Below are 11676 nucleotides of genomic sequence, written 5' to 3' on the forward strand. Positions count from 1 at the left end.
GGCGCCGAGCCGGCCCACCGCGGGCTCCCCACCCCGGCCACCGGCATCCGCCCGCACCCACGCAGCCGCCCGGGGGTCGTGAGTGGTAAGGCGGGTTCTAACCCGCCTTACCACTCACGAGCCGGCTCAGACCTCCGCGCGTTCGCCGGGCTCGAGCAGCACCAGCCGGTCACCCAGTCCCGCGGCCTCGAACGCCTCCCGCAGCGCGTCCGGCCCCTCGCTGAAGTGCCCCCAGCCCCGGAAGTGCAGCGGCACCACCTTGGCCGCGCCGAGCACCTTGGCGGCCTCGGCCGCGTCGACGCTGGTCAGTGTGAGGGGAGCGCCGTCGAACAGGACCGTACGGGCCGCTCCGGCGAACAGCACCGCGATGTCCACCGGGAACCGCCCCGCGATCTCCCGCACCAGGTCCACCGACGCGTTGTCCCCGCTCACGTACACCGTCGGCAGCCCGTCGCCGGTCAGCACGAACCCCGTCACGTCCCCGGTGACCGCCGAAGCCCCTTCCGGTCCGTGCAGTGCCGGTACCGCCGTCACCGTCAGCGGGCCCACCTGCGTCGACTCCCACGGCTCCAGGCCACGGGCCGTCCCGCCGAGCCGCGAAGCCCCGCTCGGCGTGATCAGCGTCAACGGCACCGTCGCCAGGTACGCGCGACCGCGGTCGTCCAGGTTGTCCGGGTGCTGGTCGTGTGACAGCAGGACGGCGTCCACCACCCCGATCGCCTCTTCGGTCAGCACCGAATCCTCGGTCTTGACCAGCACGCGCGGACCGCTCGGGTGCTCGCCGGGCGCGTCGAAGGTCGGGTCGGTGAGCAGCCGGACGCCGCCCAGTTCCAGCAGGGCGGTCGGGCCGCCGGAAAGCGTGATCCCCAAGGTCATACCCGTGGCCAACATCGGGAACGGCCGTTCTCTTCCCGGCTCAGGGCGCCGACGGCCGCCGCGAGCTGATCACGCCCGTGTTGAACCCGGCCAGGTGCAGCCCGCCGGCGAACCGCGCGTGCTCGATCTTCACACAGCGGTTCATCACCACGTCCAGCCCGGCTGCCCGCGCCCGGTCTGCCACCGGCTCGTGCCACAAGCCGAGCTGCAGCCACAGCGTCCGGGCGCCGGCGTCGACGACCTCCTCGGCGACCTGCGGCAGGTCGTCGTGCCTGCGGAACACGCTGACCAGGTCCGGCTCACCCGGGACGTCCTTCAGCGACGCGTACACCGGCTTGCCGAACAGCGTGTCCAGGCGCGGGTTGACGAAGTTGACCTCGTACCGCGTCGACGAGAGCAGGTAGGTCGCGACGAAGTAGCTCGGCCGGGCCGGGTTGGCCGACGCGCCGACCAGCGTCACCGACTTCGTCCGGGTCAGGATCGCGCGCCGCTCGACGGCGCCGACGTCGTGGGTCATCCGGCCACCGCCTTGCCCAGTGCCTGGTCGAGGTCCCAAAGGATGTCCTCGACGTCTTCCAGGCCGACCGACAGCCGGATCAGGTCGGGCCCGACCCCGGCGGCCGCGAGCTGCGCCTCCGACAGCTGCGCGTGCGTGGTCGACGCCGGGTGGATGACGAGGGTCCGCGCGTCGCCGACGTTGGCCAGGTGTGACAGCAGCTCCACCGATTCGACGAACTTCTCGCCGGCCGCCCGGCCGCCGTCGATGCCGAAGGAGAACACCGCGCCCGGGCCCGCCGGCAGGTACTTCCGCGCCAGGTCGTGGTGCGGGTGCGACGGCAAGCCGGCGTAGGACACCCAGGCCACGCGCGGGTCGGCTTCGAGGTACTCGGCGACCGCGCGGGCGTTCGCCACGTGCGCGTCCATCCGCTGGGGGAGCGTCTCGACCCCTTGCAGCAGCAGGAAAGCCGAGTGCGGCGAGAGGGCCGCGCCGATGTCCCGCAGCTGCTCGGCGCGCAGCCGCGTGCAGAACGCGTACTCGCCGAAGTTCTCCCAGTACCGCAGGCCGCCGTAGCTGTCGACGGTCTCGGTCATCCGCGGGAACTTCCCGTTGCCCCAGTCGAACTTCCCGGACTCGACGACGATCCCGCCGAGCGTGGTCCCGTGCCCGCCGAGGAACTTCGTGGCCGAGTGCAGCACGATGTCGGCGCCGTGCTCGATCGGACGGCACAGGTACGGCGTGGCCAGCGTCGCGTCGACGACCAGCGGGATGTCGTGGGCGTGGGCGAGGTCCGCCAGCGCGGCGAGGTCGGCGATGCCGCCGCCGGGGTTGCCGATCACCTCGGTGTAGAGCAGCCGCGTCCGCTCGGTGATCGCGGCGGCGTAGTCGTCGATCCCGCCGCTGACGAAGGTGGTCTCGACGCCGAAGCGCCGGAGCGTGCCGGTGAGCTGGGTGACGGTCCCGCCGTAGAGGCCGCTCGCGGACACGATGTGGTCGCCGGCCTCGGTGAGCGCGCTGAAGGTGAGGAACTCCGCGGCCTGCCCGCTCGCGGTGGCGACCCCGCCGATCGCGCCTTCGAGACTGGCGATCCGCTCCTCGAAGGCGGCCACGGTCGGGTTCCCGATCCGGCTGTAGATGTTCCCGTACTTCTGCAGCGCGAAGAGGTTCGCGGCATCGGCGGCGTCCTCGAAGACGAAGCTCGTGGTCTGGTAGATCGGCACGGCCCGCGCGCCGGTGGCCGGGTCGGGCGTGCCGCCCGCGTGCAGGGCGCGGGTGCGGAAGCCCCAGCTGCGTTCACTCATCGTGGTTCACGGTAACCGCAGCATCCCCCGGATGACACGCCCTCCCAGGCCGTGGGCGCGGTTACGCTCCACCCCGTGACGGTGCGCTGGAGCGTGACGATCGACTGCGCGGACCCCCGAGCGCTGGCGAGGTTCTGGGCGGTGGCCCTCGGCTACATCGAACGCCCGCCCCCGGCGGGGTTCGCGAGCTGGGAGGCGTGGTTCGCGCAGAACGGCGTCCCCGAGGAGGAGTGGGACGACGGCGCGTACCTGACCGATCCGGAGGGCGTCCTGCCGAGCCTGAGCTTCCTCAAGGTCCCCGAAGGCAAGGTGGCGAAGAACCGCGTCCACCTGGACGTCCAGGCCGGCGGCGGCCGCGAGGTGTCGTGGGAGACGCGCTGGGAGCGGGTCGTGGAGGCGATCGCCCGGCTGACCGCCGCGGGTGCGACGGTCCTGCGCGAGCACCGGCTGGACGGCCGTCCCGACCACTTCGTGCTGGCCGACCCCGAGGGCAACGAGTTCTGCGTGCTCTGATCGGTCAGCCGCCGGTCCAGGGCAGCACCCGCCCGAACCTGACGAGCTCGCCGTAGGTCGCCGGGTCGACGTCGGCGAACACCAGGTCCAGGACGGCCCGCGCGGCCTCGTCCGGCGTCTGGGCCTGGCTGAAGTCGCTGAACCACGGCCGGGACGCCCGCGTGTCCACCAGCCCCGGGCAGACCGCCGCCACCAGGGTGCCGTTCGCCAGATCGGTGTCCCGGCGCTCGGCCGCCACCGCCCGGACCGCCGCGACCTGCGCCACCTTCGACGGCACGTTGATCCACTCCGGCCAGCCCCGCGCCGCGGCCGTGCCGTCGTGGATCGCCGAACGCCAGTCCTCGACCGCCTTCTCGACGTCGTCCAGCGAGACGCCGTCGAAGCGCGCCCGCAGCGGCTCGGGCAGGTGGCCCAGGGTGCCCAGCGAACTGGCCACGACCAGCAGCCGGCCGCCCGGGCGCAGGACCGGACCGAACGACCGCAGCACCGCGTGCGTACCGCCGTTGGCGACGTCGAGGAAGACGTCGGCCTGCTCGGCCTGCGGACGGCCCGGGTCGAGCGGGCCGATGGCGTTCGAGATCACGATGTCGGCCGGCTCGGCGAAGCGGGCCACCGCATCGGGATCGGAGACGTCGAGGACGCGCCCCTCGACCCGGCTGCGCGTCGCCGGCTCGGCGGTGACGCGGGCGGCGGCGGCCGCCACCCGGCCGGCGTCGCGGCCGGTGAGCAGGACGAGGTCTTCGGGAGCGAGCCGGGCGGCGAGCCCGCGGACGAGGGCGAAGCCGAGGCCCTGGTTGGCCCCGGTCACCACGGCGATACGTGTCATACCGGCCACGCTAGGGGCGATCGAGGCATGCGAAAAGCGAGAAAGCCGCAACCCTGGTATGCGTGAACGTCATGGACTTCGGTGACGTCTCCCTGGTCGCCCTGCGCGTGTTCCGCGAGGTCGCCGAACGGGGCACCCTCACGGCGGCCGCGGCGGCGCTCGGCTACACGCAGTCCGCGGTGTCGCGGCAGATCGCGTCGCTCGAACGGGTGGCCCGCACGCCCGTGCTGGAGCGACGGCCCGGTGGCGTCCGGCTCACCCCGGCCGGGACCGTCGTGCTGCGCCGGGCGATCGCGGTGCTCGACGAGATCGACGCCGCCGGGCGCGAGCTGGCCGGCCTGCCCGCCGACGCCGGCACGGTCCGGTTGGGCTGGTTCCCCAGCGCGGGCGCGGTGCTGGTGCCGCGCGCCGTCGCCGAACTGCGGCGGACGCATCCCGCCGTCACGGTGGTCACCCGGGAAGGCACGACACCGGTGCTCGTCCGGGCGCTGCGCGCGGGCACGCTCGACCTGGCCGTGCTCGGCTCGGTCCCGCCGTTCCGCCCGCCGGACGCCGAGACGCCGGCGCTGCGCCTCGAGACGCTCGCCGAGCGCACCCTTCGCCTCGCGGTGCCCGCGGGACACCCGCTGGCCGGCGCGGGCCCGGTCGACGTCGCGGACCTGCGCGGGCAGCGCTGGATCGCCGGGCCGTCGGCGGGGGAGGACACCCTGATGGGCGTGTGGCCCGGCCTCGACGAGCGGCCCGACATCGCCCACACCGCCCGTGACTGGCTGGCGAAGCTGAGCCTGGTCGCCGCGGGCTGCGGGCTCACGACGGTGCCGGCTTCGCTGGCCGAGGCCGTGCCGCCGGGGGTGCGGGTGCTGGAGGTCCGCGGCGGCCCGTCGGAGCGGCGGCGGGTGGTGCTGGCGCGGCTGCCCGGACGGGTGCCCGAGCCCGCGGCCCTGCTGGCCGACGTCCTGCGCCGGGTCGCCGCGGGATGACCGAGATCACGCGCAATCCGGTCACATCGCCCGCCGGGACGGGGTCTACTCCCTGGGACGGCGAAGGAGAGGGAACACGGTGGACGCGCTGACCGAGCGGTTCGAGCTGGAGCGGCCGCGGCTGCGGGCGGTCGCCTACCGCATGCTGGGCTCGGCCGCCGAAGCCGACGACGCCGTCCAGGAGGCGTGGCTGCGGTTGCACCGCACCGGCGCCGGCGGGATCGACAACCTCCCCGCGTGGCTGACCACCGTGGTCGCCCGGGTGTGCCTGTCCCTGCTGCGCACCCGCCGCAACCACCGCGAGGAGCCCCTCGACGGGCAGCCCGAGCCGGACGACGAGCGCCGCGACCCCGGACAGGAAGCCGAACTGGCCGACACCGTCGGGCTGGCGCTGCTGGTGGTGCTCGACGCGCTGGGCCCGGCCGAGCGCGTCGCGTTCGTGCTGCACGACATGTTCGCGGTGCCCTTCGACGAGATCGCGCCGGTGATCGGCAAGACCCCGGCCGCGACCCGGCAGCTCGCCAGCCGCGCCCGTCGCCGGGTGCAGGGCGGGACCACCGCGGACGCGGACCTGCCGCGGCGGCGCAAGGTCGTCGAAGCCTTCCTGGCGGCGTCGCGCGGCGGCGACTTCGAAGCGCTCCTGTCCCTGCTCGACCCGGACGTCGTGCTGCACGCCGACCGGTTCGTCGGCCCGAGCCCCGCCCCGATCGAGCTGCGCGGCGTCGAGAGCGTCCGCCGCGGCGCGATCCTGGCGTCGGAGCGGGCTCGCGCGAGCGAACTCGCCCTGGTCGACGGCGCCCCCGGTCTGCTCATGGTGCGCGAGGGCCGGTTGGCGGTGGTCCTGGCGTTCCGGGTCGAGGGCGACCGCATCACGGGCATCGAGGTCATCGCCGACCCGGAGCGGCTGCGGGAGCTGGAGCTGGCGGTTCTCTAGCCCAGCGCGGCCCGAAGGCGGGCTTCGCGCTCTGACGGCGTCTGGCGCGGGCAGCTCACGCACTTGGGGTTGCCGACTTCGTAGATCAGGCAGCACGAAGCACGCCGGACGGCCGGGGTGCGGCCGACGCGCACGAAACGCGGCTTCGGCAGGCCCAGGCCGATCGCGGCGACCAACGGCTCGGCGAGCGTCATCGCGCGCTCCGGATCGGGTGTCCACAGCAGCCGGTTGCCGATCGAGTCGGTGGCGATGGCCCCGAGCGCCCGCTCCCGGGCCCCGCTGACCGCGGCGATGGTGGTGATCGCGGTGCCGAGAGCGGCCCTCAGCGCGACGCCCAGTGCCGGGAGGCCTCCGTCGAGGGCCCGGGTGGACCGCGCGCCCAGGAACCGGCCGTCGGCGACGAGGTCGAGCTCCACGGCGTCCAGGGACGGATCCACCAGCGTCCCCGCGACCAGGCCGTCGACCGCCGGCCCGACCAGCACCGACGACAGCGAGTACCACCAGATCGTGCCGAGCACCTCGGGCCGCGCGCAGCCGTACAGCTTCGCGGCGCCGCCGATGCGGGCCCGCACCCACTCCGCGTCCGCGAGCCGGGTCGCGGACGCGGTCCAGTCGGGCTTCACCCCTTCACCCTTCCAGACTCAGCGCCGCCGGTACGTCGAGACGGTGAACGAGATCGTCACCACCTGCGGCTCGTGCAGCGCGGCCAGGCGCTCCCGGCGCCCGTCGCGGTCCAGGTGGAACCCGGCGGGGCCCATTTCGACGGCCTGGCGCACCTGCCGCGGCGTCAGCTCGACCGCGCGCCGGACCTCCGTGCGGCCGGCGCGCGTGAAGTACTCGCCGAGCGTGGCGTCCAGGCGCTCGTCCTTGCGCTCGTCGACGGCCAGGACGAGGTCGCCCAGCTCGCGGAGGTGCTCCGGGGCGGGCGCCGCGACGACCAGCAGGCCGCCGGGCCGCAGCACGCGGTGGAACTCCGGCCCGTTGCGCGGCGCGAAGACGTTCAGCACGACCGACGCCACGCCGTCGCCCACCGGCCAGGGCTCCCACAGGTTCCACACCGCCGCGCCCAGCCGCGGGTGCGCACGGGCCGCCCGCCGCAGGGCCACCGCCGAGACGTCGAGCGCGAGGCCGAAGGCGTCCGACGCCTCGAGCACCCGCGCGAGGTAGTAGCCGGTGCCCGCGCCCGCGTCGATCACCAGCCCGCCGCTCGCCGCGCAAACGCGGGCGAGCTCGTCGGCGAGGGGCTCGTAGGCGCCCGACGCGAGGAAGTCCGCGCGCGCCGCGACCATCGGCGCGGTGTCCGCTGTGCCGGCCGGAATTCGCGCGTGCAACAGGTTCACGTAACCCTGGCGAGCTAGATCAAATGAGTGGCGGTTTCCGCAACGCACCGTGCGTCCGGTTAGTCCGATCGGGTCGCCGCACACCGAACACCGCAGTGCTTCGAGGACCCGGGGTGGCAGTGGGTCATTCTCGTGGTCGACCGGTGGCATGGGGATATTCGACCATGACGTTTCGCAACCGGACACTCCAGGAGGGGTCCTGGGAAACCTGGCTGTAACAACCGGGCGCGGACAGTTCACCCGGGTGAAACCTCGCGCGCCGTCCCGTGAAACACCGCGCGCCAAAACTGCCAACGCACGAACCCAGGGCACGGGAGGACGATTGTGCTGAACGCAGGAGACACCGCGTGGGTATTGGCCAGCGCCGCGCTGGTCATGCTCATGACCCCAGGACTGGCGTTCTTCTATGGCGGCATGGTCCGCGCGAAGAGCGTCCTGAACATGCTGATGATGAACTTCATCGCGTTGGCCGTGGTGGGGGTGCTGTGGGCCCTGTACGGCTTCTCGATGTCCTTCGGCGACGACGCCTTCGGCGGCTTCGTCGGTAACTTCCACTTCGCCGGCCTCGAAAACACCTTCGGCAAGCTCGCCGGCTTCGCGGTCGCCGCCACCGACACGAGCCCGGCGGTGGCCTGGCCCGGTTCGGACGCGCTGCCCGTGCTCGCGTTCGTGATGTTCCAGCTGATGTTCGCGATCATCACGCCCGCGCTGATCTCCGGCGCCATCGCCGACCGAGCGAAGTTCTGGGGCTGGACGCTGTTCGTCGTCATCTGGGTGACGGTCGTGTACTTCCCGGTCGCGCACTGGGTGTTCTCCTTCAACGGCTTCGTCGGCGAGAACGCGGTCGGCGGCTGGATCGCCAACAACCTCAAGGCACTCGACTTCGCCGGTGGTACCGCGGTCCACATCAACGCCGGTGCCGCGGGTCTCGCGCTGGCGATCGTGCTCGGCAAGCGCAAGGGCTGGCCGAAGGACACCGGCCGCCCGCACAACGTGCCGTTCGTGCTCCTCGGCGCTTCGCTGCTGTGGTTCGGCTGGTACGGCTTCAACGCCGGTTCGGCGCTGGCCGCCAACGACCTCGCCGCCGTCGCGTTCACCAACACCACCGTCGCCACCGCCGCCGCCGTCCTCGGCTGGCTGCTGATCGAGCAGATCAAGTTCGGCAAGCCGACCACCCTCGGCGCGGCTTCCGGCGCGGTCGCCGGTCTGGTCGCCATCACCCCGGCGTGTGGTTTCGTGAGCCCGCTCGGGGCCATCGCGATCGGTCTCATCGCCGGTGCGCTCTGCGCGCTCGCCATCTCGCTCAAGTTCAAGTTCGGCTTCGACGACTCGCTCGACGTCGTGGGCGTCCACCTGGTCGGCGGTATCGTCGGCACCCTGCTGATCGGCTTCTTCGGCACCACGAGCGTCAACTCGCTCGGCGCGGACGGCCTGTTCTACGGCGGTGGGTTCACCCAGCTGGGCCGGCAGGCCGCGGCCGCCGGTGCGGTGCTCGCGTACTCCTTCGTGCTTTCCTTCATCATCGGCTTCGCGATCAAGAAGGCCGGCGGCTTCCGCGTCAGCACCGAGGACGAGGTCAGCGGCATCGACGAAGCCCAGCACGCGGAGAGCGCCTACGACTTCACCGGGACGGGCGGCGGCCTCGGCTCGCCGAACACCATCCCGGTCAAGTCCACCCCGGCTGCGAAACTCGAGGAGAGCAAGGCATGAAGCTCATCACGGCGATTGTCAAGCCGTTCACGCTCGACGACGTCCGCTCCGCGCTGGAGCAGCTGGGCGTGCTGGGCATGACGGTCAGCGAGGTCCAGGGCTACGGCCGCCAGAAGGGCCACACCGAGGTCTACCGCGGCGCGGAGTACTCGGTGGACTTCGTGGCCAAGCTGAAGGTCGAGGTCGTCACCGACGACACCAACGTGGAGAAGGTCCTCGAGGCCATCACCACGGCCGCGCACACCGGCAAGATCGGTGACGGCAAGGTGTGGGTGACGCCGGTGGAGACCGTCATCCGGGTACGGACCGGCGAGCGCGGCACGGACGCCCTATAAGGCGTCTGGGATGGCCGACGGGGGCGAACTGGTCAAGGCCACCGAGCGTTTGCTCGAGGGCAGGCACGGGAGGCTGGGGGCGTCCGCACTGCGGGCGGCCCTGGTCGACCTCTACGAGTTCTGGCTGGGCAGGGGAGCCTCGGCGGCCGGCGTCGACACCGCGGAACCGGGTGTCGCGCTGGTCGCCGTGGGCGGGCTCGGCCGACGGGAGCTGGTGCCGTTCTCCGATCTCGACCTGCTGCTGGTGCACAACGGCAACAGCGGTGTCGGCGAGATCGCGGACGCGCTCTGGTATCCCTTGTGGGACGCGAAAGTCGGGCTCGACCACTCGGTCCGCACGCCGGGTGAAGCGCTGAAGGTCGCTTCGGAAGACCCGCGCGTGGCCATGGGCCTGCTCGACGCCCGGCACCTCGCCGGGGACGCCGAGCTGAGCGGGCGGCTGGTGGCCGCGGCGCGGGACCAGTGGCGCCGCACGGCGCGCAAGCAGATCCCGGACCTGACGGCGTCGGTCCGGCAGCGCTGGGCCCGCAGTGGCGAAATCGCGCAGTCCGCCGAACCGGACCTCAAGCACGGCCGGGGCGGGCTGCGGGACTTCGCCGTCCTGGAAGCCCTCGCCGCGGCGCAGCTCACCGCGCGCCCGGGCGAGGAACTCCTGGAGGCGAAGGGGCTTCTCCTCGACGTCCGCACCGAGCTGCGGCGCGAGATCCGGCGCGAACGGGACATCCTGTCGGCGCCGGAGGCCGAGCTGGTCGCCGCCGAGCTCGGGTTCGGCGACCGGTTCACGTTGGCCCGCAAGCTGTCCGGAGCGGGCCGCACGATCGCGTACGCGCTCGACGTGGCCCTCCGGTCCACTGTGGACCCACCGAAGACGCGGTTCGGGCGGCGGCCGTCCCGGACGCCGCTGGCCGAAAACGTGGTGCTGCACGGCAACGAGGTGGCGCTGGCCCGCGACGCCGTCCCGGCGAAGGACCCGGCGCTGCTGCTGCGGGTCGCCGCCGCGTCGGCGCGCACGGGCAAGCCGATCGCGCTCGGCACGCTCAAGGCGCTGGCGGAATCGGCGCCGGAGCTGCGGGCGCCGTGGCCCGCCGAGGCGCTCAACGCGCTGGTCGAGCTGCTCGGCGCGGGGGAGGGCCTGGTCGACGCGGTCGAGTCGCTCGACCGGACCGGCCTGTGGTCCCGGCTGTTCCCGGAGTGGGGTGCGGTCCGCGACCTGCCGCCGCGCTCGCCGGTGCACCAGTGGACGGTCGACCGGCACCTGGTGCGCACCTGCGTCGAGGCGGCCAAGCTGACCACCACGGTTCCGCGCCCGGACCTGCTGCTGATCGGCGCGCTGCTGCACGACATCGGCAAGGGCCGCGACGCCGACCATTCCGAGCTGGGCGCCAAGATCTCGGCCCAGGTCGCGACCCGGCTGGGCCTGAGCCCGGCCGACGTGGCGACGGTGTCGGCGATGGTCCGCCACCACCTCCTGCTGCCGCACACGGCGACCCGGCGCGACATCAGCGAGCCCGCCACGGTGGCCCGGGTGGTGAAGACCCTGGACAGCGACCTCGTCCTGGTCGAGCTGCTGCACGCGCTGACCCAGGCCGACTCGCTGGCCACCGGACCGGGGGTCTGGACCGACTGGAAGGCGCGCCTGCTGGCGGAGCTCGTGTCGGGCTGCGAAGAAGTGCTGCACGGCAAGGGGTTCATCGCCCCCGAACCGATGGACGGCGAACAGCGCGAGCTCGTCGCGGCGGCCGTGGCCTCGGGCACGGGCGAGATCCGGATCAGTTCGCACGGCAAGGTGGTCACGGTCCTGCTGGCCGTCCCGGCCCGGGCCGAACTGCTGGCCCCGGCGGCGGGCGTCCTGGCGCTGAACTCCCTGGAGGTCCACTCGGCGATCCTGCGCGGCCACGACGGCGGCCGCGCGGGGGTGTTCACGGCGTCGCCGAAGTTCGGTTCGCTGCCGGACGCAACGCTGCTGCGGGAGCAGTTCGCCCGTGCGGTGGCGGGCACGTTGCCGCTCACCCAGCGCCTGGCGGCCAAGGAACGCGACTACGGGCTCCCGGCGGAAGCCCCGGTCGCGCCGAAGGTGCTCTGGTTCGACGACGAGACGACGGGCCCGGACACGGTGGTCCTCGAGCTGCGCGCGGCCGACCGGATCGGCCTGCTGTTCCGGGTGGCGGGCGCGCTGCGCCGCTGTGACGCCGAGGTCCGCTGGGCGAAGGCCTCGACACTGGGCGGCGCGGTGGTGGACTCGTTCGCGGTGACGCCCCGCAGCGGCCGCATCGAGCCCGGGTGGCGCCGAGAGGTCGAACAGGCCGTCCTGGCCGCGGCTTCCTGACCCAGCTGCGGCTCAAGCGCCCCAAGGCCGCCTTGG

General features: G+C 73.2%; 12 protein-coding genes. 6 read left to right on the plus strand and 6 right to left on the minus strand.

Annotated features, from left to right (window positions below; all coding sequences use genetic code 11):
* Nucleotides 1-126: 126 nt before the first annotated feature.
* The 3 genes from ACWEGE_RS27495 to ACWEGE_RS27505 are packed head-to-tail and all read right to left on the minus strand — an operon-like array spanning nt 127 to nt 2676.
* Nucleotides 127-876 carry an MBL fold metallo-hydrolase gene (locus tag ACWEGE_RS27495; RefSeq protein ID WP_449663338.1) on the minus strand — a complete coding sequence of 250 codons (750 nt, stop codon included), beginning with the start codon at nt 874-876 and terminating at the stop codon, nt 127-129.
* Between the two features lie 40 nt (nt 877-916).
* A complete protein-coding gene (locus ACWEGE_RS27500; protein WP_449663339.1) occupies nt 917-1393 on the minus strand; it encodes a CoA-binding protein in 477 nt (158 codons plus the stop codon).
* Nucleotides 1390-2676 (minus strand): O-acetylhomoserine aminocarboxypropyltransferase/cysteine synthase family protein, encoded by a 1287-nt coding sequence (locus tag ACWEGE_RS27505; protein ID WP_449663340.1) that lies wholly within the window; start codon nt 2674-2676, stop codon nt 1390-1392. The genes ACWEGE_RS27500 and ACWEGE_RS27505 overlap by 4 nt, the downstream gene beginning before the upstream one ends.
* 75 nt (nt 2677-2751) lie before the next feature.
* Between ACWEGE_RS27505 and ACWEGE_RS27510 the strand changes: the two genes are divergently transcribed.
* On the plus strand, nt 2752-3189 hold the full coding sequence (locus ACWEGE_RS27510) for a VOC family protein (protein WP_449663341.1): 438 nt from the start codon (nt 2752-2754) through the stop codon (nt 3187-3189).
* Nucleotides 3190-3193: 4 nt separating this feature from the next.
* Here ACWEGE_RS27510 and ACWEGE_RS27515 read toward each other — a convergent pair whose 3' ends face one another.
* Nucleotides 3194-4015: an SDR family NAD(P)-dependent oxidoreductase gene (locus tag ACWEGE_RS27515; RefSeq protein WP_449663342.1), complete on the minus strand. Its 822-nt coding sequence runs from the start codon at nt 4013-4015 to the stop codon at nt 3194-3196.
* Between the two features lie 71 nt (nt 4016-4086).
* On the opposite strand from ACWEGE_RS27515, the gene ACWEGE_RS27520 reads away from it, so the two are divergent.
* Nucleotides 4087-4995, plus strand: coding sequence for a LysR family transcriptional regulator (locus ACWEGE_RS27520; RefSeq protein WP_449663502.1), 909 nt, complete (start codon nt 4087-4089; stop codon nt 4993-4995).
* Nucleotides 4996-5074: 79 nt separating this feature from the next.
* On the plus strand, nt 5075-5929 hold the full coding sequence (locus ACWEGE_RS27525) for a sigma-70 family RNA polymerase sigma factor (RefSeq protein WP_449663343.1): 855 nt from the start codon (nt 5075-5077) through the stop codon (nt 5927-5929).
* On the opposite strand, the gene ACWEGE_RS27530 is transcribed toward ACWEGE_RS27525, so the two are convergent.
* Both ACWEGE_RS27530 and ACWEGE_RS27535 read right to left on the minus strand, forming a co-directional pair.
* On the minus strand, nt 5926-6552 hold the full coding sequence (locus ACWEGE_RS27530; RefSeq protein ID WP_449663344.1) for a (2Fe-2S)-binding protein: 627 nt from the start codon (nt 6550-6552) through the stop codon (nt 5926-5928). The two genes, ACWEGE_RS27525 and ACWEGE_RS27530, sit on opposite strands and share 4 nt — an antisense overlap.
* A gap of 18 nt (nt 6553-6570) precedes the next feature.
* Entirely contained in the window at nt 6571-7419 is an 849-nt protein-coding gene (locus ACWEGE_RS27535) for a putative RNA methyltransferase (protein WP_449663345.1), read from the minus strand.
* Nucleotides 7420-7593: 174 nt separating this feature from the next.
* On the opposite strand from ACWEGE_RS27535, the gene ACWEGE_RS27540 reads away from it, so the two are divergent.
* Genes ACWEGE_RS27540 through ACWEGE_RS27550 form a run of 3 tightly spaced genes read left to right on the plus strand, consistent with a single transcriptional unit; the run spans nt 7594 to nt 11640 of the window.
* Nucleotides 7594-8979, plus strand: coding sequence for an ammonium transporter (locus tag ACWEGE_RS27540; protein ID WP_449663346.1), 1386 nt, complete (start codon nt 7594-7596; stop codon nt 8977-8979).
* Nucleotides 8976-9314: a P-II family nitrogen regulator gene (locus ACWEGE_RS27545; protein WP_013223833.1), complete on the plus strand. Its 339-nt coding sequence runs from the start codon at nt 8976-8978 to the stop codon at nt 9312-9314. The genes ACWEGE_RS27540 and ACWEGE_RS27545 overlap by 4 nt, the downstream gene beginning before the upstream one ends.
* Before the next feature lie 10 nt (nt 9315-9324).
* Nucleotides 9325-11640 carry a [protein-PII] uridylyltransferase gene (locus ACWEGE_RS27550; protein WP_449663347.1) on the plus strand — a complete coding sequence of 772 codons (2316 nt, stop codon included), beginning with the start codon at nt 9325-9327 and terminating at the stop codon, nt 11638-11640.
* Nucleotides 11641-11676 lie beyond the last annotated feature (36 nt).

The sequence above is a fragment of the Amycolatopsis sp. NPDC004747 genome (genome assembly GCF_053601335.1).